Consider the following 22,845-nt stretch of genomic DNA (forward strand, 5'->3'; position numbering starts at 1 on the left):
CGCAATGCGCAAGCCGAATGCAGACTCAGGCTCCCCTACATCTCGTTCAAAAATCACAAGAAACCATTGAAGCCATAAGAAAAATGTAAATGTAATATTCTTGTAAAATAAGCTAAAACATGGTGTGGTATCATTGACAAGATTTTGATTTTACCCTAGATTGACGGTGAAATTGCGTAATACTTTACCATTAAATATTATGAATTTACTCGTCGTCGGAATCAATCACAAGTCAGCAACGCTGGAATTACGAGAACGCGCTTGCATATCGAAAGAGGAGAGAGAATTCCTCATCCCTGTTTTGCAGGAAAAATATTTCAAGGAATGCCTGATTGTCACCACATGCAATCGTACGGAAATCTACGGAATTACAAAAAAAACCGATACGACCCCCGATGAAATCATTTCAGCGTTACTCCAATTCAAAAACGCTTCTGATATAGACAGGAAATATTTTTTCTATTACCGTAACGAAGAGGCCGTTCGCCACTTATTTTCTGTGGCGTCCGGCGCCGATTCGATGGTAACAGGCGACATACAAATTCTGTGTCAGATTAAGGATGCCTTTCACGCGTCAATGTCTTTGTGCGCCGAAGGCCCATTTCTGAAACGTCTGAAACAGTCCACTTGCCGTATCGGTAAACGATCACGCAGAGAAACATCGATCTCTGAAGGAACCGTTTCCGTCAGCTATGCTGCCGTTGAATTGCTGCAGCGCAGTCTCGGTTCTCTTGAAAATAAAACAGCCTTGCTCATCGGCGCTGGAAAAACAGGACGTTTGACAGCTAAACACCTGACCGCTAAAGGTATCGGCCAATTGTATCTTGCCAACCGGACGGCCTCTAAAGTAGATTCCATCATTGAAGAAACCGGCGGAACGTATGTTCCGTTCGATGAGTTGCCCACCGCCGTAGCAAAATCCGATATAGTAGTGACTGCGGTGGACTGCGTATCGCCGATTATTACGCGATCTATGCTCGAAAAAATAATGATGCAGCGACCGGGTCGCACTTTATATATCGTCGATATCGGGCTGCCGCGAAATATTGCCCCCGACGCGAGCGGCGTCACCAATATCCGGTTATGGGATATGGATGCCTTGTCGGAGATTGTAGAGCACAATCGCCTTCAGCGCCTTGCCGAAGTAAAAAAAGTAGAACGTATCATCGACGAGGAATGGGCAGAATTTGACGCGTGGGAAAATGTTCATCAGATTGGCCCAACTATTTTTGAACTCAACACGCTTTTTGAAGATATTCGCCAGAACGAAGTTACTAAATACCGGCACCGGTTTGATGAGCCGGAAAGAGAATTAGTTGAACTCATCACGCGCCGTATCGTGAACAAACTTCTGCATAAGCCGATGGTTAACCTAAAACACGATGCGGGATCAGAACTTCAGCATCAGCATGAAAATTCACTGCGTAAACTGTTCGAGTTGAACCGGTCGGGCAGGAACTGAACGATGGCGAATAAAAATCATATCCGTATTGGCACTCGCGGCAGTGCCTTGGCTCTATGGCAAACTGATTATATAAGCAGTGAACTCCTGCGTATTAATCCCGGCCTTCGGATCGAAAAAATTATTATCAAGACAACCGGCGACATCATTTTAGACTCACCGCTTTCCACCATTGGCGACAAAGGTCTTTTCACAAAGGAAATCGAAAAAGCAATGCTGGACAACAAAATTGATCTGGCCGTTCACAGCATGAAAGACCTTCCCACCGTGTTAGCCGATGGACTTACTATCGGTCTCGTTACACAGCGGGAAGATGTTCGCGACGTATTTATAAGTCACCCGGGCAAATCGTATAATACTTTGGATGAGGTAAAAAACGGCGGTAGGATTGCGACCGGAAGCCTGCGTCGCAAAAGCCAGTTACTGTATTACCGGCCGGATATTGTTACTGTGGACATTCGCGGGAATCTGAATACCCGGCGAAAAAAATTAGAAGAATCAGATTGGGACGGCATGCTGCTCGCGCGAGCAGGCGTGACCCGGTTGGGCTGGGATGAATTGGTCACAGAAATTCTTGATTTGGAAATAATGTTGCCGGCCGTCGGCCAGGGCGCATTGGCAGTTGAAATTCGGGAGGACGATCATATATTGGCATCGCTCATTCAGCCGCTTGAAGATACGGCAACGCGCCGGGCCATCACTGCGGAACGGTCGTTGTTACGGAAACTCGAAGGGGGTTGTCAGGTTCCGATTGGCGCGTATGCCCGCCAGGACAAAGACATACTCCGCATGGATGCCGTGGTAGGTTCACTCGACGGCCAAAGAATGATTCGTAACCGGATCGAAGGCCCGCCGTCGAATGCGCAGGCTCTTGGAGAAAAACTGGCCGATATGCTTCGGAAGCAGGGAGCCGATGCTATTTTAGCAGAAATCAGGGCAGCCGATGAAAACGATGCCCGTTCATAATAACCATGCAGGATTAGCCGGTAAACGAATACTGGTTACCCGCCCCGCAGACCAGTCGAATGAAATCATTTCCCTTTTACAACATGCAGGCGCTGAAGTTGTCCTCTTTCCGACAATATCAATAAACCCCGCTGAAGATTGGACAGCATGTGATGATGCGTTGGACAATCTTGATTTATGGGATGCTTTAATATTCACCAGCGCCAACGGCGTTCGTTTTTTTGTTGAGCATGTGAAAGAGGTATTTCCCCATCTGATACAAAAACTGCAAAACTGCACGGCCTATGCCGTCGGTGAAAAAACTATGGCCGTCGCAGATTCATTTGGTTTGCCGGCATTGTGTTTTAATCAGGCGCAGAACGCAGAGGTGTTGGCGGAGGAACTCGCGCGGCGAGTGAAAGGAAAAATTCTTTTTCCGTGCGGTAACTTGACGGGAGATACAGTGAAGGTCAGGTTATCAGACGTCGGCGTCGGCGTGACGCAAGTTGTGGTATACCAAACGCTGCCGTATAAACCTGATAATACGGATCAAGTGATAAAGGAGTTGAAAAATAAACATATTAACGCCATCGCTTTTTTTAGTCCTTCCGGCATTAAACATTTTCTCGATCTGATTCCGCAGTCTTATGTAGAAGGATGCGCCATTGCGGCGATTGGAACGACGACGGCAGCGGCAGCGCGCAGCCTTGGATTATTCCCGGATATCGTTGCTGAAACACCCGATTCAAAAAACCTGATTAAAACGATGGAGAATTATTATCGTGACCGATCATAAAAAAAATAATAACGGAACGGACCACCTTTTTTTGAAAGCATGCCGCCGCGAACCGGTGAGCCGCACGCCGGTATGGTTCATGCGCCAGGCGGGGCGGTATTTGCCGGAATACCGTGCTGTACGTTCGAAGGTGGATTTTTTGACATTGTGTAAAACACCGGAACTTGCCGCAGAAGTGACCGTGCAGCCGGTGGATATCATCGGCGTAGACGCTGCAATAATTTTTTCAGATATACTCGTCATTCCTGAAGCAATGGGGATGGAACTTATCGTGGAAGAAAATAAGGGCGGGCCAAAGTTTCCATCTCCGCTCCGTACCCGCGCTGCGATCGAAAGATTACAACAACCCGATCCGTACTCAGACTTAAAGTACGTGTTGGACGCACTGCATGTGACCAGGCGATGCCTGAACGGCCGAGTGCCGCTGATCGGATTTTCCGGCGCACCATGGACACTCGCCACATACATGGTCGAAGGACAGGGTTCAAAAAATTTTCGGTACATCAAAGAGTGGATGTTTACTCAGCCGGCAGATATTCACCGATTGCTTGATAAATTAACCAAGGCGGTCATTGCTTATCTTAAGGCGCAAATAGAATCCGGCGCTCAAGCCGTTCAGATATTCGATACTTGGGGCGGAATATTGTCGCGCGAGGATTTTCGCGAATTTTCTTTGCCGTACATAACGCGCATTGTATCCTCGGTTAGAACCACCGGCGTTCCTGTGATTGTTTTCTGCAAAGATTGCGGGCAAGCGCTGGAGGAAATTATCGGCACCGGCGCGGATGTGATCGGGATCGACTGGACGACCGACATGCGCGTAGCGAGGGAAAGAGTTTCAGGCCGAGCCGCTATCCAGGGAAATCTTGATCCAACTATGTTGTATGCGCCGATACCGCGAATTGAAGACGCCGTATCATCTATTCTGCAGTATTACGGACACGGCGCGGGACATATTTTTAATCTGGGCCATGGTATTCTTCCGGATACGCCGGTGGATAACGTTCGTGCATTTGTGGATGCGGTGAAGCGGCTGAGCCCTGCCTATCATACATAAAAACGGAATCTTTGCTGCCTGAGGCGGCTTTAAGGAAAATCATGAAACAATTTGATCACATTGATCTCAACCTCTTGCGGAAATACAGCCGGCAAGGGCCTAGGTATACCAGCTATCCGCCGGCGCCCGTTTTCTCAACCGCTTTCGGACCGCAGTCGTATCTAGATGAAATTCAAAAAACCAATGCATCAGGCGCCGCCGCAGACCTCTCGCTTTATTTTCATCATCCGTTTTGTGATACGTTATGTTACTTCTGCGGATGCACGATGCTCGTGACGAGGAGCCGATCGCAAATCAGTCAATACAATTCATATCTTGAAAAAGAAATTGATATGATCGCGCCGATGATTGCGGAGAACCGGCGAGTTTCCCAGCTTCACTGGGGCGGAGGAACGCCTTCGTATCTGACACCGGAAGAAATTCGGCATCTTGGTGAATTTACCAGGTCGCGTTTCAATTATTCGGAAGACATCGAAGCGGGAGTGGAACTGGATCCGCGTGAGTTAATGTTCGATCATATGCAGGCGTTTCGTGAAAGCGGATTTAACCGTGCCAGCATGGGTGTGCAGGATTTTGATCCTCAGGTGCAGAAAGCGGTAAACCGCGTACAACCTGAATCGATCACCCGCGATGCCGTTAGCTGGTGCCGTCAACTGGGGTTCAAAAGTATTAATCTTGACCTGATCTACGGACTTCCTTTTCAAACGCTGGCATCGTTCGAAAAGACGGTTGATATCGTACTGGACATAAACCCGGACCGAATTGCCGTATTTAACTACGCTCATGTACCTTGGTTGAAAAAACACCAAAAACTGTTGCTGGAAGAAACCATGCCTTCGCCGGAACTCAAGCTCGAAATATTCAAGATGACCATAGAAAAACTGATCGCCGCAGGTTATTGGAATATCGGCATGGATCATTTTGCCAAATACGACGATGAGATGGCGCAGGCGCAGCGTGAACATACGTTGTACAGAAATTTTCAAGGTTATTCGACCAAAGCAGGCTGTGACCTTTACGGGTTCGGTATGTCTGCCATCGGCCAATTCAACCAATCGTATCAGCAAAATACAAAAGGAATCGCCGAATATTATCAATTAATTGATGCCGGAAAACCGGCAACCCATGCGGGATACCGCATGACGGCGGATGACCATATCCGTAAAGCGGTGATCATGGGATTAATGTGCGATCTTGAACTGGATTCGGCCGCTATCGAAAAACAATTTGATATCACCTTTGAAGATTATTTCTATGATGCTTTGATCAAATTAAAAGAATTTATTGATGACGGCCTCGTGTCCATTGGAGATTCAAAGATATCGGTTCACGGCCTTGGGCGTCTCGTCATACGAAATATTGCAATGTGCTTTGATGCGCATATTGAAAAAATGATGAAAGAAAAACCGGTATTTTCAAAAACGGTATAACCAATGAATTTAGAAAAACCTAAAACTGCTGTTGTGCTGCTTCAATTGGGCGGTCCGGATTCCCTCGAAGCGGTAGAGCCTTTTTTGTATAATCTGTTCTGCGATCCGGATATTATCGACCTGCCCGGCGCGTTTTTGTTTCGCAGACCATTGGCGCGGCTCATCTCGTCACGGCGCGCGCCCAAAGTTCAGGCATTGTACCGACGAATCGGTAACCGCTCTCCCATCTTGCCGCAGACAAAACTTCAGGCGCAGAGTCTGCAAAAGTCTCTGCTAACATCCGGAGTAACGGCAGATGTGCTGATCGCAATGCGATATTGGCATCCTTTTACGGAGGAAGCGGTACGACAAGTTGCTGCCGGCGGATACGATCGTGTCATCCTGTTGCCGCTGTATCCGCATTATTGCAAAGCGACAACCGGTTCCAGTGTGAACGAATGGAATCGATGTGTGCGTCAATTTGGTAAACGTTCAATCCCGACGACGCTAATTCACAGCTATTTCGATCATCCTTTATATATCGAATCTCTTGTAGGGCAAATTCGCCTCAGTCTCGATCGTATTCAGGCCGAAGACCGGAAAAAAGTTCATCTGGTGTTCAGCGCGCACGGCACGCCGATGAAACTGGTCAGGGACGGCGATCCGTATTCCCGCCATATTCGCGCTACGTACGAAGCGGTGGTTAAAAAAGGGGCGTTCGGATTACCGCATCATCTTTGTTTCCAGAGTAAAGTGGGCCCGCAGAAATGGCTGGAGCCATCGCTTTTAGGAGCGATCGCATCGCTGGCGAAAGAACAAGTCTCACATGTGCTTGTCGTTCCGGTTGCATTTGTAACGGATCACATAGAAACGCTTTCTGAGATCAACATTGAAGCAAAAGAAGATGCCCTCAAATTAGGCATACGTTATTTTGATATGACGCCCGCTTTAATTGACAACAATAAATTTATTGGCTGTCTGTCGGATCTGGTTATACAGGAGCTCAAACGGTCATGATCACGATCATCGGAGCAGGCATATCCGGATTAACATTAGCATGGTGGCTGCATAAGGAGGGTTTAGATGTTACCGTCGTTGAAAGCGATTCTTCTGTCGGCGGGACGATGAAGACGCTGCGTGACGGCGACTGGCTTATCGAAACCGGCCCAAACAGCGCGCTGGCGACCACGCCTTTATTTGACACACTATCCAGAGAACTCGGCATTGAATCTGAAATTTGTTTTTCCAAGCCTTCAGCTAAAAAACGATATATTTTGCGCGACGGAAAACTTCATATGTTGCCGATGTCGCCACTTTCATTTCTGAATTCCGGCTTGTGGTCCTGCGGCGCAAAATGGAGATTATTGAAGGAGCCATTTATTTCACGCGCGGATAAAGAGGAAACGTTGGCGCAGTTCGTAGAACGCCGGCTGGGAAGAGAATTTCTTGATTATGCGATCAACCCGTTTGTTGCCGGTGTGTATGCCGGCGATCCGGCGCAGCTCAGCGTTAGAGACGCTTTTCCAAAACTCTACGCGTTGGAAAAAGAACACGGCAGCCTGATACGCGGCGCGATGAAGAAAAAGAAAAGATCGGCGGACGATGGATCGGTTGCAAAAAACCGCGCCGAGATGTTTTCCTACCGAATGGGTATGCAAAGCCTGCCTTTGGCATTACATAAAGCCTTAGGAAATCGCGTCAGAACAGGTATACGCGTCCATGCATTAAGCCGATCTGGAAATGACACGGGAGAGTTCATTATAAAAGCAGAAGAAAATGGCCGCGCAGTCGAATGGATGTCTGATAAAATTGTTTTAGCCGTTCCGGCTTATACGGCCGGAAAATGTGTTGAAGACCTTGCCCCGGAGACAGCTGATATCCTCAAGTCTATTTCATACGCTCCCGCTGCTGAAATTTTCCTGGGATATCCGGCTTCGGCAGTTCGTATGAACTTAGACGGTTTCGGATTTTTAATTCCGGAAAAGGAAAAAAGGTCTATTCTCGGCGCCATATGGACTTCGTCCATTTTTGACGGACGAATGCCCGAGGGGCATGTTGCCTTTACGGTTTTTGTCGGCGGAGCGCGCCAACCGGAATTGGTTGATCAGAATGAATCGGCATTGACAGTTTTGGCAGAAACAGAATTGAATTTAATCATGGGAATACAGGGATCGCCTGTGTATTCAAGAGTTCACAAATGGATCAAAGCTATTCCGCAATACCGAATCGGCCACGGGCAAATGATGAATAAATTAGCGAAAACGGAAAGAAGCATGTCGGGTTTGTATTTTACGGGAAATTACCGAGGGGGTATTTCGGTTGGCGATTGCCTTATGCAATCTGACCAATTGGCCAAACGAATTGTTAAAGATCAAACTTTCAATACACAGAAGAATAACTAACCAGGAAAAAGTATGAGTCAATTTCCTATTATCCGCCAGCGCCGTCTGCGCATGAAAGCTCCGATTCGCGCCATGGTTCGTGAGACAAGCCTGTCAAAGAACGATCTGATCTATCCGCTATTTGTTATTCCCGGCAAAGGACTAAAACGGCCGGTATCTTCGATGCCCGGCGTGTATCAATTATCGGTCGACGAATTGCTCAAAGAATGTAAGGAAGTATTCGCGATCGGAATTCCTGCCGTGATACTTTTTGGCATACCGGAGCATAAGGACGAAGTGGGATCCGGCGCCTATCAAGACGACGGCATCGTTCAGCAGGCCGTTCGATTATTGAAAAAAGAAATTCCGGATTTGATGGTCATTACCGACGTTTGTCTTTGTGAATACACATCGCACGGCCATTGCGGGATCGTTCAAGGCGATGAGATCGTCAACGATGCTTCGATCAAATTACTGGCCCTGGAAGCATTATCGCACGCGCGCGCGGGTGCCGACATGGTCGCGCCATCGGACATGTTTGATGGACGCGTGGCCGCTATTCGGGCGATTCTGGATGAAAATGATTTTATACATCTTCCGATCATGTCTTATGCGGCCAAATTCGCGTCCGGCTTTTACGGTCCGTTTCGTGAAGCCGCGCAGAGTACGCCGCAATTCGGCGACCGCCGTTCCCACCAAATGGATCCGGCGAACGGAGACGAAGCGATCCGGGAAGTTGCTGAAGACCTTGCTGAAGGCGCAGACATCGTGATGGTGAAACCGGCCTTACCTTATCTCGATATAGTTCGCCGTGTGAAAGAAACGTTTCATGTTCCGACCGCCGCTTATAATGTGAGCGGAGAATACGCGATGGTCAAAGCGGCCGCGCAAAACGGCTGGATAGATGAAGAGCGCGTGATGATGGAAACGCTGATCAGTATTAAACGAGCCGGCGCGGATCTTATATTAACTTACTTTGCTAAAGAAGCCGCGAAACTACTCCATTCATAAACAACAGGATTGTGTATATGTTTGAAACGCCAAAATCCGAATCATTATATCAGCGCGCATGTAAAGTAATTCCGGGCGGAGTCAATTCCCCCGTTCGCGCATTCAAATCCGTAGGCCGCTCACCCTTATTTATCACAAAGGCAAACGGTTCCAAACTCTGGGACGAAGACGGCCATTCCTACATTGACTACGTCGGTTCGTGGGGCCCGATGATCTTAGGTCATGCGCACGGGCCAATTATTGACGCAGTGCAGAAGGCTGCGTCTGACGGAACCAGTTACGGCGCGGCAACGGAACTTGAGATCGAGATGGCGGAACAGATCATAAAAATGGTTCCATCGGTAGAAATGGTGCGAATGGTAAATTCCGGAACCGAAGCGACCATGAGCGCGATCCGGTTAGCGCGCGCCTTCACAGGCAGGGAAAAAGTTATTAAGTTTGCAGGTTGTTATCACGGACATGCAGATTCGTTTTTGATCAAGGCCGGATCCGGCGCGCTCACATTAGGCGTTCCCGATAGTCCCGGCGTCACTACGTCCGTCGCGGCAGGAACCCTTACCGCGCAATTTAATAACGCAGAATCGGTAGAGCAATTGATGGCATCTCATCAAGGGCAAATTGCGGCCGTGATCGTCGAACCGGTGGTCGGCAACATGGGCTGTATTCCGCCTAAAGTCGGATTTTTAAACGCGCTTCGGGATCTGTGTACCAAATGCGGTGCGGTTCTCATTTTTGACGAAGTTATGACGGGATTTCGCGTAGCCCCTGGAGGCGCCCAGGAATTGTACGGCATCAAACCCGATTTGACAACTTTTGGAAAAATCATCGGCGGCGGATTGCCCGTGGGAGCATACGGAGGGCGAAAGGATATCATGAGTATGGTTGCGCCGCTTGGCCCGATGTATCAGGCAGGAACCCTTTCAGGAAATCCTCTTGCAATGGCCGCAGGCCTGGTCGCGCTTAAAACACTTCAGGAAAGACCTGAAATATATGAAACGCTTGAACGATTATCCGCACGATTGGAGAACGGATTAAACGAAATCATCCATCGATCTCGGTTGCCATTAATACAGAACCGCGTTGGCTCAATGTTTACTTTGTTTTTTACGGGTGAGTCGGTGGAAGATTATGATTCTGCTGTTAAAGCTGACAAGCAGCGTTTTATTTTGTATTTCAACGCCATGTTGCAGCGCGGGATTTATCTAGCCCCATCGCAATTCGAGGCGGCCTTTATGTCCGCCGCGCATACCGAGGATGATATAGATAGGACTCTGGATTCTGCCGAAAGTTCCCTGCGTTTTGCATTCGATTTGTAAAGAAAAATAAATTTTTCATATACGTCCCTTTCGTCTAGTGGCTTAGGACATTGCCCTTTCACGGCAGAAACAGGGGTTCAAATCCCCTAGGGGACACCAATCATTTCTGATTTTACAGTTACTTCTTGCTTGTCCAAAAAAATACTGAAATAATTTCAATTATTTGGTGTTAAATTCTTCATGCGACGGTTGCTGCTTTTTACAGAAAAATCTTGTAGTATTCGCCTTTTTTTTCAATATTTACGGGATTCTTTGGAAAACATTATTTATGAATATTAATAAAAAAATTGAAGTGCCTACGTGTGAGACGTGCGAAACGAGGGACTGTTCAATTTTCAAAAGTTTGAGCGCAGATGACCTTGACAGTTTATCGCTGAATAAAGCGGGTAATGTGTATAAGAAGGGACAGAATGTTTTTTTTGAAGGTAATCGTCCTTCCGGATTGTACTGTTTGAATAAGGGAAAAGTCAAAGTATATAAGTTAGGTTACGGAGGTAAGGAACAGATCGTACGCATCGGCAAGGAAGGGGATATACTGGGATACCGCTCGCTTTTGAGCGGGGAAAATTACACCGCTTCGGCCACGGCACTTGAAGACGCCTATATTTGTTTTGTTCCAAAGAATATTTTTTTCGCTATCATGAATACCAATGCAGATCTGTCGATGAAAATGGTACATCTTTTATCGCACGATCTGAAATCCGCTGAAAACAAAATCGCTGAAATGGCGCAAAAGAATGTTCGGGAAAGGTTAGCCGAAACATTATTGATGTTGAAAGAAAATTACGGATTTGAAAACGATCACGGCCTTATCACGGTTGCGTTAAGCCGGGAAGACCTGGCAAATCTTGTCGGAACGGCTACGGAAACGATCATTCGACTGTTATCCGAATTTAAAGATGAAAAAATGATTGATCTCACGGGGCGAAAGATCCGCATTATCAACCAACCCGCCCTTGTTAAAACGGCTCACCTCTACGATTAGAAAATAATTCGTCACGTATACATACTCAACCGCTCGGGTTGAGTTTTATTTTTTTGTGAATTGAGAAAATTTTCACTATAAAACCTTTATTTTACAAAAACTTAGGGAGTAAAAAACATGACAAAAGTCATGTAACGCTATGAACAAGGTCATTGGAAAAACATAGCTTATCAGTTACATTATTCTACCGGCGAAAACTGATCTTTCATCTTGTTTTAGTTAAAGTTATGAAAGTCAAAAAAATACTATTCCCAACTGATTTTTCCGATTGCGCTCGTCACGCCGTAGACTATGCGATCATGATAGCAAAAAAATACCAGGCATCGCTGGACATTTTGTATGTAGACGAGGCAAGTTACCTGATGAATCCGGTGAATATTGATCTGCAAGCGGATGTTTCGTTTGTCACCGATGAAATAAGGAAAGTCGTTGAGGAAAAGCTACGCGAGTGGGTAAGGTTATTTCCGAAAGAAATACCGGTTCGCGTGGCAATTGAAATGGGTAAACCGCATCTCGAGATCGTCGAAATTGCCAAGAAACACGGTGCAGACTTGATCCTTATGGGCACCCACGGACGCGGGAGCAATAATTATTTTCTGGGGAGTAATGCCGAACGAGTGGTGCGCCTTTCTCCTTGCCCGGTAATCACAGTCAGACAGACAAGAAAAAAGGAAACAGTCAAAAAAATACTTTTTCCGGTTGATTATTCCGATCTGTGCAAATTGGTTTGTCCGCAGGTGATTGCGTTGGCCCGTGAATTCGGCGCTGAACTTCATTTTCTTCATGTGAGAGTTTCCTCCATATTCGAAACGCCTACGTTCGCAGCCGAGGCGTTTACAAAATTTCTTTCAGACTTGGATTTGTCCGGCATTACGTATTTTACCGATAGTTATGAGGCGTTTGTTGAAAACACAGGCATTAACGAATATGCCCATATTCAGGATATCGATTTGATCGCGATCGGCACGCACGGCCGCACCGGCATTAAACGGCTGATCATGGGCAGCGTTACAGAAGAAGTTGTCAACACTTCTTTCATTCCAGTTCTTACGTTACGATCATTCAAACACACAAATTAATTTATATATTTTGAGGACAACGATCTAAGTTAATGGTATCCGTCTACCCTCCAAATCAAACCGTAAATGTGTCTTACACTTGTTTCCACTGTGGCGATCCCTGCGATGGGAGCATGATAAAAGATGATGAAAAAATATTTTGTTGTCAGGGGTGTCTTTTCGTCTATCAATTACTCAGACAAAAAGAACTAACGGGGTATTATCACTTTGACGAACAAGTTCGCGTTACTCCGAAAAAGATCAATTTGGCCGATTATGCGTATCTCGATATTCCCGGTTTACGAGATAAGATCATCCATTTTTCGCAGGGCGGAATTTCTAAGGTTACTTTGTTCCTGCCTCAGATTCACTGCAATGCCTGTATTTGGCTGTTGGAGAATATCCACAAGCTGGACTCCGGGGTCATCCATTCTAATGTCCACTTTTTGAAAAAAGAAGCGTCGCTGACGTTTGACGAAAAGAAAACGTCTTTGCGTAAGATTGCTGAACTGCTATCGTCGATCGGATATGAACCCAACTTTGCTTATGACAAAAATAAGGGATCTGTATTTTCCGTCGTTGAAAAGTCGCTGTATATCAAGTTAGGTATAGCCGGTTTTTGTTTCGGCAATATCATGTTGCTTTCTATGCCGGGTTACTTGTCTGCGGCGCCGTTGGAATACGGATTTCTTAAGTTTTTTGCTTACCTCAGTTTTCTGTTGACCTTGCCGCTGTTATACAGTCTGAGCGACTATTTCACGTCAGCCTGGGTTAGTTTACGGCAAAGAACTATTAATATGGACGTGCCGATCTCAATCGGTGTTGTGACGCTTTTCACCCGCAGCGTATATGAACTTTTTTATCAAGGCGGTTCTGGATATTTTGACACTCTAGCCGGTCTGGCTTTCTTTCTGATTGTTGGCAAAATATTTCAGAAAAAAACATTTTACCAATTGTCATTTGACCGTGATTTTAGATCTTATTTTCCCATTGCCGCATTACGCAGAGACGCGCAGGGCGAAAAGAGCATTCCCATTGAGGATATCGCCGTTGGAGATTGTCTCATCATCCGCCATCTGGAGCTAGTACCTGCGGATGGTGTGCTTCGGAGCGAGGAGGCGTTGATCGATTACAGTTTTGTGACCGGCGAATCCCAACCGGTGTATGTTGTGCGTGGCGAGCGGGTATTTGCGGGCGGAAAGCAGATGGGCGGCGCTATTGACATCGATGTGACAAAAGAAGTCTCAAGAAGTTATTTAACCGAATTGTGGAACCAGGAAGTTTTTAAGAATAAAGATAAGAGCGGCCTTTCGCAGCTTAGTCAAAAAATCGCCAAATATTTTACGTTCGCAATTCTCGCCATTGCTATGTCTTCTGCATTATTCTGGTTTGTGTATGATGCGAGTATAGCTCTTAATGTTTTTACCTCGGTCCTTATCGTCGCTTGCGGATGCGGATTACCTTTGTCAATTCCGTTTACATTCGGCACGGTTCTGCGGATCTTTGAACGTCATCATTTATTTTTGAAGAACGATCTTGTCGTTGAGAGAATGGCCGGGGTCGACACTATCGTATTTGATAAAACCGGTACGTTAACGATTCCTCGCTCTGGCGCCGTATCGTATGAGGGAATAGCGCTGAGTCCGGAAGAAAAAAGCTGGATTCGCGCATTAGTTCGCCAGTCTACGCATCCGATGAGCCGCTACATTTACGAATCCATTCCAGCCTCGATTTCACCAGAAGTCATGCAATTCGAGGAAGTTCCAGGACGCGGCATCCGCGCCAACATTGGTGCGCAAGAGATCAGCATCGGATCGCACGCATGGGTTACCGGAAACAAATTTAAGAAAGCGCCTGAAAACTCCATGCAGGTTCATTTTTCCCGAGTATACATTGCCATCAATCGCACACTGAAAGGGGTCTTCAAGATTCGATCTGAATATCGGGAAAGCTTGTCAACCGTGTTGAATAATTTGAACGGGAGATATGCATTGAAGGTTTTATCCGGGGATCATGCAGGCGAAAAACCGGCGTTACGGAAAATATTCAGCGCTAAAACGGAAATGCTCTTCAAACAATTACCGATAGATAAGCTTAATTACATCAGATCGCTTCAGGAAAATCTGAAAAAAGTTATGATGATTGGCGACGGACTGAATGACGCCGGGGCACTAAAACAAAGTGACGTCGGAATAGCGATTACGGAAACCACAAGTTCATTTACGCCGAGCTCCGACGCCATCCTGAAAGCAGAGGGCTTTGGCAATTTACCGTTCTTTGTTGCATTGTCGCGGCAAAGCATGAACGTCGTATACATGTGTTTCACTTTGATCTTTTTATATAATGTTGTCGCATTAAGCTTTGCAGTGTATGGGAAACTGACTCCACTGGTTGCCGCAATCATCATGCCGGTAAGCTCCGTCAGCACGGTGTTATTTGCCGTAGTAATGACGACGTATAAGGCAAAGAAATTAGGATTTTCTGTTCGTGGCGATATAGAAAAAAGAAAGATGGGCATCTAATGACTATTTTAATTGTGTTGGTAATTACAAGTTTGACTCTGGCTGTCGGGTTTCTGATCGCGTTTCTATGGGCTGTTAAGTCCGGACAATTTGACGATACTTATACACCGTCAGTGCGCATTCTTCTCGACGGCAAAAGAACTGAAAATAATCGAAATAATAAATCTACAAACTGAGTAATCATTACAACGAATTATGGAGAGGCAGTCTATGGAGCAAGCATCCAAAGTTCAGGATTCAAAAGCGGATCGGAATCTTGAAACGTTTCACTATGATAATACGATTGTCCGTGATTTTACGATAGCAACGCTCGTTTGGGGCGGGGTCGGAATGTTGGTTGGCATTATTATCGCCATTCAGTTGTATCTACCTGCGCTGAATTTAGGCATTCCGTATCTGACGTTCAGCCGCCTTCGTCCTTTGCATACCAACGCCGTTATCTTTGCGTTTGTCGGCAACGGAATATTTTTGGGCGTCTATTATTCCCTCCAACGCCTGTGCAAAGCGCGCATGTTCAGCGATCTGCTGAGTAAAATACATTTCTGGGGATGGCAACTAATTATTGTCCTTGCGGCGATCACGCTACCCCTTGGGATGACAACCAGCAAAGAGTATGCGGAACTGGAGTGGCCGATCGATGTTCTAATAGCCGTAGTTTGGATTCTATTTGGAATTAACCTGCTGGGCACGATCTTAAAACGGCGCGAGCGCCATATGTATGTTGCGATCTGGTTCTATATTGCGACGTGGGTTACCGTTACCGTTTTGCATGTTGTCAATTCAATGGCGATTCCCGTTTCGCTATTCAAAAGCTATTCGATTTATGCAGGCGTGCAGGATGCGCTTGTGCAGTGGTGGTACGGGCACAATGCGGTCGCTTTCTTTCTGACTACGCCATATCTTGGATTAATGTATTACTTCATGCCAAAAGCGGCTGATCGTCCGGTGTATTCCTATCGTTTATCGATCATTCACTTTTGGGCATTGATATTTCTATATATCTGGGCAGGTCCGCATCATTTGCTTTACTCTGCGCTACCTGACTGGGCGCAGTCGCTGGGAACGGTCTTTTCGATCATGCTGATCGCTCCGTCCTGGGGTGGTCTGCTTAACGGTTTGCTCACGCTACGTGGCGCGTGGGACCGCGTGCGTGAAGAGCCCGTTTTAAAATTTATGGTCGTTGCCGTCACCGCGTACGGTATGGCAACATTCGAAGGACCGATGTTGTCGATCAAAAGCGTCAATGCGTTGTCCCACTTTACCGACTGGACTATTGCGCATGTGCATATCGGCGCGCTCGGCTGGAATGGATTTCTCACTTTCGGGATAATTTACTGGCTGATCCCTCGGCTGTATAACACGTCGTTGTATTCAAAAAAAATGGCCAATGCCCACTTCTGGATAAGTTTTTTAGGTATCGTGTTTTATGCGGTTCCGCTTTACTGGGCAGGTATTACGCAGGGACTTATGTGGAAACAGTTCACACCGGACGGTATGCTTCAGTATTTCAATTTTCTGGAAACCGTCACGCAGATTATTCCTATGTATATAATGCGTTCGATCGGCGGCACGCTGTTTCTAGCGGGAACCTGCATCATGTTCTACAATATTTACAAAACAGCAAAACAAGGTAAATTCCTTGCTGATGAAGAAGCTCAGGCCCCGGCGCTTGCCAAGGTTTATCACGCTGCGCAGAAAGGACAGTATCATCGTTGGCTGGAACGTAAACCGGTTCAATTCTACGTTCTGACCTTGGTTGCGATTCTGATAGGCGGCGCCTTCGAAATTATTCCCACTTTTGCTATTGAATCCAATGTTCCGACGATCGCAAGTGTGAAACCGTATACGCCGCTGGAACTGCAAGGACGCGATATTTATGTGCGTGAAGGGTGTTATACCTGCCATTCCCAGTTGATTCGCCCGTTTCGCTCGGAGACGGAACGGTACGGCGAATATTCCAAAGCAGGCGAGTATGTGTATGATCATCCATTCCAATGGGGATCGAAACGAACCGGGCCGGATCTGCACCGGATCGGCGGAAAATATCCGAATTCATGGCATTACAGCCACATGATCGATCCGCGTGTGCTCTCACCCGGTTCGATCATGCCGAGTTATATCTGGTTAGCCGTCAATAGGCTCGATGCCAGTACTACCGCCGCAAAGATCAAGGCCATGATGACGCTCGGCGTTCCGTATCCTGAAGGATATGAAGATCAGGCACTGGCCGATCTACAGGAACAGGCCGAAATAATTGCCAAAGATCTGAATGACGCAGGTTTTGAGACAACGGCCGATAAGGAGCTTATTGCGCTGATCGCGTATTTACAGCGATTGGGAACGGATATCAAAGTTAAATAATTTCGGAGAAAATATGTTTAGAAATATTCTAGAAAACGTCAAAGGTAGCGAGGTTCTTCCAGTGATCGCGTTGATCCTGTTTTTCAGTGCTTTCTTGGCGATCATCTACCATCTTATCCGGATGGACAAACGGCATATCCGGCATATGGAAGAATTACCATTGGAAAAAGATTATACCAATTCAAATAATGGAGGAAAAGTTCATGGCTGAAGTAAGAGATGAACTCTTAGATCACGACTACGACGGTATCCGGGAGTATGATAATCCATTGCCGCCATGGTGGATCAACATGTTTTATATTACCATAGTCTGGGCTGTGTTGTATTTGTTGTACTTTCACATTACGGAATGGGGCGATCGTTCTGTGGACGAATACAAAAAAGAATATGACCAGACGTGGTCAAAACAAAAAGACCCAAATTATTCGGCGCCTAAGTACTTTGAACCGTATTATAAAGTGCCCTATTATCCCACCAAATCGGATATCACGCCGAAAATGATTGCAGAAAAAATGGGCAAACCCGAGGCGCCGAAAGAAGTTGAGATCATAAAGGATTACGTGGCGTTTACAGATGCGGCGAATATTTCAAAAGGGAAAGAAATTTATCTCAAAGTCTGCACGCCTTGTCACGGCATATTGGGTGAAGGCGGCATCGGGCCTAACATGACGGATGATTACTGGATTCACGGCGCCGGCATCAATGACGTGATGCGCACCGTCACGAAAGGTGTTCCTGAAAAAGGTATGCTGGCGTGGGGTAAAACTTTCGGCGAAGAGGATATTCTTAAGATATCCAGTTATGTTTTAACATTACGCGGAACCAATCCGCCGAACCCAAAACCGCCGCAGGGTAATTTGGTTAAATGAGCAAACAGAATGGATTGGAAAATATAAAAACGATATGATTGCTGACGAAAAAAAAATTCAGAAGAACGGTGAAAAAGATCAGGATAGTTTCCGTGACAGCATTTCCATCATCGACAAGTCAGGGAAAAGAGTTTGGGTATATCCAAAAAAGCCAAAAGGAAAATATCATAATTGGCGTATCGTCGTAAGCGCCATTCTTCTAGCATTACTTTTTGGTGTTCCGTTTATAAAAATAGACGGATATCCGTTTCTTCTGCTCAATATTATTGAGCGTAAATTTATTATTTTCGGAATGGCTTTCTGGCCGCAGGATTTTTATATATTTGCACTTGTGTTCCTGAGTCTGGTCGTTTTCATTTTTCTTTTTACGGCAGTGTTTGGCCGAATCTGGTGCGGCTGGGCCTGTCCGCAGACCATTTTTATGGAAATGGTGTTCCGTAAAATCGAATACTGGATTGAAGGCGACGGCGCCGAACAATATAAATTGGATCGCGCAGAAATGTCACCGGACAAATTTTTGAAGAAGACATCGAAGCACGTGATCTTTTTTGTGATCTCGTTTGTAATCGGCAATACATTCCTGGCATATATTATCGGCGTTGACGGATTATTTAAGATTATCACAGAACCTGTGCTGGAACACATCGTCGGTTTTTCATTTATGATCGGGTTCAGTCTACTTTTCTATTTTATTTTTGCTAGTTTCCGCGAGCAGGCCTGCGTTTATGTTTGCCCATACGGACGTCTGCAATCGGTGATGCTGGACAAAAACTCGATCGTCGTCGCGTACGATTTTAAACGCGGTGAGCCGCGCGGTAAATTAAAGCATGCTGCAGAAAATCAATCCGGTGACTGCATTGACTGCGGCCTGTGCGTGCAGGTATGTCCGACGGGAATTGATATTCGAAACGGAACCCAATTGGAGTGTGTGAATTGCACGGCATGTATGGACGCGTGCGACAGTGTTATGGAGAAGATCGGGCGTTCAAAAAAACTGATCCGATATGCTTCTTTTGACCTGATAACAAAAGGAATCAAGTTTACCGTGACGCCGAGGATCGTTGGCTATTCAGCGGTACTCGTGCTGCTGATGGCGGTTACATCGGCGTTTATTGTGACCCGCAAAGATATGGAGACTACGATTCTTCGAGCAAAAGGATCTATGTACCAGGTGCTGGAAGACGGCCGGATACGGAATATGTACACGGCAAAAATTTTGAATAAGACGTTCGACTCTATGAAGGTGCATTTTGAACTCGAAAACGTGCCGGGCACCATTACGGTTGCAGGTGCGGATCAATTATTGCTTAAACCGGACGCGCTGGTTGAGTCTACTTTTCTTGTTGACATTCCACCGGAAGCAGTCAAACAAAATTATATTAAGATCAGCATCGGCGTGTATCGGGAAAATACTTTGGTTTCTTCGGAGGAAACATCGTTTATTGCGCCGGCGAAAGGAGTTAGGAAATGAAAATTTACGGTAATTGGGCATTGGGGGTAACAGCTCTGTACAGCAGTTTTGCCTTGTTTATAATCGGTTTTTTTGTTGTTTCTACATTTAATAAAGTTGATTTGGTAGAGGAAAACTATTACGACAAAGAAATTGCATATCAACAGCATATTGACAAGGTAAAACGTACCAAAGCTTTAGTAAGTCCGCTCGGGTGGAAACTTCAGGCAGATCAACTGGTATTGCAATTTCCTAAAGACCGGAAAGAAATCAAAGGGTCGATTAATCTGTACCGTCCTTCTGATTCCAAAAACGACAGGACCATATCGATTCATCCGGACGATAAAAATGTACAGCATGTCTCCTTGAGTAACATGGAAAAAGGGCTCTGGCGCGTACAGTTCAATTGGCAGGCTGATAGCACCGGATATTATAATGAAGACATTCTGTTTATAGAATAAGGGAAGTTATGGAGATTTTTACGGGGTTTATTCTAGGAATAATAGGGAGCTTTCACTGCGTCGGAATGTGCGGGCCGCTGGCCCTGGCTTTGCCTCATGCAGGTTCATCAAAATTTGAAATACTGACCGGATCGCTCCTGTATAATTTTGGACGGGCCGCCACATACGCCCTGATGGGCGCAGTGATGGGTGTCCTTGGCGCGACGGTGAAATTTGCCGGCTACCAACAGGCGCTTTCGGTTGGAACAGGTTTGATCCTGCTCATTTCCGTACTCCTTCCAATAAGCATCAAGAACAAAATATTTTTTTCTTCTCCATTGAACTTAGGTTTTTCAGCGATTAAAGTTTTTTTTAGAAAATTTTTACTTAAACATTCTTATACGTCATTATTCAGCATCGGATTGGTCAACGGGCTTTTGCCCTGCGGGTTGGTATATATTGCTTTGGCGGGCGCCATTGTAACGTCGGATATTTTTTACGGGGCCGTATATATGGGTTTATTTGGATTGGGGACATTGCCGATGATGTTGTTCATTTCTCTTGCCGGCCGTCTGATGAAATTGAATTTTAGGCAGAAACTGGTTCGTATCATGCCGGTTGGCATAGCTGTCGTATCGTTTTTATTGATTCTCCGTGGACTGTCGCTCGGAATACCGTACGTAAGTCCGAAATTAGACAATAATCAAGGGACCCAGCACATTGAGTGTTGCCATTAGAATAGCATAAGGGTAGAAAGTCGGTAATCATGAAAAAATCAGTTAAATCCATTAGCAACAAAGTTCCTGTTTGTTCTGTCTGCACGGTTTTTCCGAAGACTATATTTCAGAATGGCAGCGCAACAGAACTACAAAAAAGTTTCAAGTGTAAAGAATTTATCCGGTTCCGTAAAAATGAAGTTTTGTTCAGTGAAAATGAAGCTGCAGACGGCGTCTATTGTATATATTCAGGCATGCTGAAAGTAGTGAAAAAAGACCATCGGCTTATGGAACATATTATCCGCCTTGGGAAGCCGGGCGACGTATTGGGAATCGATTCCGTGGTGACTCATAATAAATATTCCCATTCCGTCGTTGCAGTGGATGCAGTGGAAGCATGTTTTGTCCCGAAAGATTGTTTTGTGAAGTTCATACAAAGTCATCCGACATTTTTTGTTGAGACGATGAAGCTGTTGTGCACACAACTCGACGGAATGGAAAACAAAATGACCGACTTGATGGGTAAATCGATGAAAGAGCGGATGGCAGACATGCTTCTCAAACTCAAAGCCGATTACGGAGTGAAAAGTGACGATACGCTGAATATGGCATTGTCTATGGACGAGTTGGCCAGTTTTTTGGGAACTACAAAAAGTTCGGTCTACAGTCTGCTGAGCGATTTCAAGCGATCGCATCTGATTGAAATTCAAGATAACCGGATACAGGTATTGTCTGAAAAAGAGTTGGAGAATATCGCGCATCCGGTCTAAACGGGAAAGTGAAAGAATGTCCTTTCGACAAATTTACGACACGTTTAATTGGTATGATATTCATACCCGCATTTATGAACAAACGGAAGAGGATGTTAAGCGCGTTTTGAATAAAAGAGGAGAACGCGACCGTTTTGATTTTCTTGCATTGATATCTCCTGCAGCTGAAAAATTTCTCCCGGAGATGATGGAACAAAGCCGTGCTCTTACGCTAAAAAGATTCGGCAAAAAAGTCCGGATATATGCTCCGCTTTATCTTTCCAATTTTTGCTACAATAACTGCCTCTACTGCGGTTTCCGCTACGAAAATGCGCTGGAACGCGTCCGCCTGAGCGATCTGGAAATTATGAATGAAATTACTGTGCTAAATTCCATGGGATTGGATCATATCTTGCTGGTTACGGGTGAATCGAATAAAATGGCCGGTGTGGACTATTTGATGCATGCTATGAATTTACTCAAGCCGTATTTTGCGGACGTGTCGATGGAAGTTCAGCCCTTACGTGAAGAAGAATATCGAACGCTGGCTGGTGCAGGGTTGAATAGAATATATGTATATCAGGAAACGTATCACCGCGATCATTACCGGGACTATCATCCGCAGGGGATGAAAACGCATTTCTATTACCGCCTCGAAACGCCGGACCGCATTGCCCGCGCAGGAATCGGAAAGATCGGGCTCGGAATTCTGATCGGTCTTGAAGACTGGCGCACGGATGCCTGTTTTACGGCCATGCACGCCAAATATCTGACCGAAACGTACGGCACGCAATGCTCAATCTCTTTTCCCAGATTACGCCCGGCCGTCGGTATCATGCCGCCGCGGGTCACGATCAGCGATGACCAGTTAATGCAGATGATCTGCGCTTACCGGTTGTTTTCGGAGGAAATGGAACTCTCGCTTTCAACGAGGGAAAGCGCCTCCTTCAGGGATCAGGCTCTGCAATTCGGTATCACAGGCATGAGTGCCGGATCGAAAACGAATCCCGGCGGATATGCCACCTATCGCCAGGACGGCCTTGAACAATTCGAAATAGCTGATCACCGAAGCGTCGATGAGTTCTGCGCGATGCTTCATGAGAACGGGTACGAACCGGTTTGGTGTGATGATGTTTCAGCATTGAGAGAAATAAATAGCTGACATCCCGTGTAGATGCTTGTTAAACATTCTTCTGAACAAGTCGTTTAGGTTTTTGAGATTTTGCTTGACTGATGTTTATCTTTACCTTATTATTATCCTCATTTTTTCCTATCATCACCTCGAATATCAGGCGCACTTTTTAAAGTGACTGCCAAA

20 protein-coding genes, 1 tRNA gene and 1 pseudogene are annotated in these 22,845 nt (G+C 45.9%); all 22 read left to right on the plus strand.

The features are described from left to right. Window positions 1-199: 199 nt before the first annotated feature. Entirely contained in the window at window positions 200-1,462 is a 1,263-nt protein-coding gene (locus tag F9K33_09835; protein ID KAB2879262.1) for a glutamyl-tRNA reductase, read from the plus strand. Window positions 1,463-1,465: 3 nt separating this feature from the next. After that, complete coding sequence (gene hemC / locus F9K33_09840) at window positions 1,466-2,428, plus strand: hydroxymethylbilane synthase (protein KAB2879263.1); 963 nt, start codon at window positions 1,466-1,468, stop codon at window positions 2,426-2,428. After that, window positions 2,406-3,203 (plus strand): uroporphyrinogen-III synthase, encoded by a 798-nt coding sequence (locus F9K33_09845; protein KAB2879264.1) that lies wholly within the window; start codon window positions 2,406-2,408, stop codon window positions 3,201-3,203. The genes hemC and F9K33_09845 overlap by 23 nt, the downstream gene beginning before the upstream one ends. Next, window positions 3,190-4,260, plus strand: coding sequence for a uroporphyrinogen decarboxylase (locus tag F9K33_09850; GenBank protein KAB2879265.1), 1,071 nt, complete (start codon window positions 3,190-3,192; stop codon window positions 4,258-4,260). Before F9K33_09845 ends, F9K33_09850 begins: the two co-directional genes overlap by 14 nt. 41 nt (window positions 4,261-4,301) lie before the next feature. After that, window positions 4,302-5,690: an oxygen-independent coproporphyrinogen III oxidase gene (gene hemN, locus F9K33_09855; GenBank protein ID KAB2879266.1), complete on the plus strand. Its 1,389-nt coding sequence runs from the start codon at window positions 4,302-4,304 to the stop codon at window positions 5,688-5,690. Window positions 5,691-5,693: 3 nt separating this feature from the next. Further along, window positions 5,694-6,686, plus strand: coding sequence for a ferrochelatase (hemH, locus tag F9K33_09860; GenBank protein ID KAB2879267.1), 993 nt, complete (start codon window positions 5,694-5,696; stop codon window positions 6,684-6,686). Further along, on the plus strand, window positions 6,683-8,071 hold the full coding sequence (hemG, locus tag F9K33_09865) for a protoporphyrinogen oxidase (GenBank protein KAB2879268.1): 1,389 nt from the start codon (window positions 6,683-6,685) through the stop codon (window positions 8,069-8,071). Before hemH ends, hemG begins: the two co-directional genes overlap by 4 nt. A gap of 12 nt (window positions 8,072-8,083) precedes the next feature. Beyond that, on the plus strand, window positions 8,084-9,061 hold the full coding sequence (gene hemB, locus F9K33_09870) for a porphobilinogen synthase (protein ID KAB2879269.1): 978 nt from the start codon (window positions 8,084-8,086) through the stop codon (window positions 9,059-9,061). Window positions 9,062-9,078: 17 nt separating this feature from the next. After that, window positions 9,079-10,377, plus strand: a complete 1,299-nt coding sequence (gene hemL / locus F9K33_09875) for a glutamate-1-semialdehyde 2,1-aminomutase (GenBank protein ID KAB2879270.1) — start codon at window positions 9,079-9,081, stop codon at window positions 10,375-10,377. A 23-nt stretch (window positions 10,378-10,400) separates the two neighbouring features. Further along, window positions 10,401-10,476 (plus strand) — tRNA-Glu (locus F9K33_09880). Window positions 10,477-10,645: 169 nt separating this feature from the next. Next, window positions 10,646-11,362, plus strand: coding sequence for a Crp/Fnr family transcriptional regulator (locus F9K33_09885; protein KAB2879271.1), 717 nt, complete (start codon window positions 10,646-10,648; stop codon window positions 11,360-11,362). Window positions 11,363-11,589: 227 nt separating this feature from the next. Continuing rightward, window positions 11,590-12,441, plus strand: a complete 852-nt coding sequence (locus F9K33_09890; GenBank protein ID KAB2879272.1) for a universal stress protein — start codon at window positions 11,590-11,592, stop codon at window positions 12,439-12,441. Window positions 12,442-12,473: 32 nt separating this feature from the next. Then, complete coding sequence (locus F9K33_09895; GenBank protein KAB2879273.1) at window positions 12,474-14,942, plus strand: HAD-IC family P-type ATPase; 2,469 nt, start codon at window positions 12,474-12,476, stop codon at window positions 14,940-14,942. Then, window positions 14,942-15,118, plus strand: a complete 177-nt coding sequence (gene ccoS, locus F9K33_09900; protein KAB2879274.1) for a cbb3-type cytochrome oxidase assembly protein CcoS — start codon at window positions 14,942-14,944, stop codon at window positions 15,116-15,118. The genes F9K33_09895 and ccoS overlap by 1 nt, the downstream gene beginning before the upstream one ends. A gap of 34 nt (window positions 15,119-15,152) precedes the next feature. After that, window positions 15,153-17,303 (plus strand): cytochrome-c oxidase, cbb3-type subunit I, encoded by a 2,151-nt coding sequence (gene ccoN, locus F9K33_09905; protein KAB2879275.1) that lies wholly within the window; start codon window positions 15,153-15,155, stop codon window positions 17,301-17,303. A 13-nt stretch (window positions 17,304-17,316) separates the two neighbouring features. Beyond that, complete coding sequence (locus tag F9K33_09910; protein ID KAB2879276.1) at window positions 17,317-17,514, plus strand: cytochrome C oxidase Cbb3; 198 nt, start codon at window positions 17,317-17,319, stop codon at window positions 17,512-17,514. Beyond that, window positions 17,492-17,647, plus strand: a pseudogene (locus tag F9K33_09915) (cytochrome C oxidase subunit III). The gene F9K33_09910 and the pseudogene F9K33_09915 overlap by 23 nt, the downstream one beginning before the upstream one ends. A 559-nt stretch (window positions 17,648-18,206) precedes the next feature. After that, window positions 18,207-19,643: a cytochrome c oxidase accessory protein CcoG gene (gene ccoG / locus F9K33_09920; protein KAB2879277.1), complete on the plus strand. Its 1,437-nt coding sequence runs from the start codon at window positions 18,207-18,209 to the stop codon at window positions 19,641-19,643. Beyond that, a complete protein-coding gene (locus F9K33_09925; GenBank protein KAB2879278.1) occupies window positions 19,640-20,083 on the plus strand; it encodes a hypothetical protein in 444 nt (147 codons plus the stop codon). Before ccoG ends, F9K33_09925 begins: the two co-directional genes overlap by 4 nt. A gap of 8 nt (window positions 20,084-20,091) precedes the next feature. Next, window positions 20,092-20,799, plus strand: coding sequence for a sulfite exporter TauE/SafE family protein (locus tag F9K33_09930; GenBank protein ID KAB2879279.1), 708 nt, complete (start codon window positions 20,092-20,094; stop codon window positions 20,797-20,799). A gap of 29 nt (window positions 20,800-20,828) precedes the next feature. After that, window positions 20,829-21,548: a Crp/Fnr family transcriptional regulator gene (locus F9K33_09935; GenBank protein KAB2879280.1), complete on the plus strand. Its 720-nt coding sequence runs from the start codon at window positions 20,829-20,831 to the stop codon at window positions 21,546-21,548. Window positions 21,549-21,564: 16 nt separating this feature from the next. Further along, complete coding sequence (gene thiH / locus F9K33_09940) at window positions 21,565-22,689, plus strand: 2-iminoacetate synthase ThiH (protein ID KAB2879281.1); 1,125 nt, start codon at window positions 21,565-21,567, stop codon at window positions 22,687-22,689. Window positions 22,690-22,845 lie beyond the last annotated feature (156 nt).

This window comes from bacterium (assembly GCA_008933615.1).
In the GTDB taxonomy this organism is placed as follows: Bacteria; CLD3; CLD3; order SB21; family SB21; genus SB21.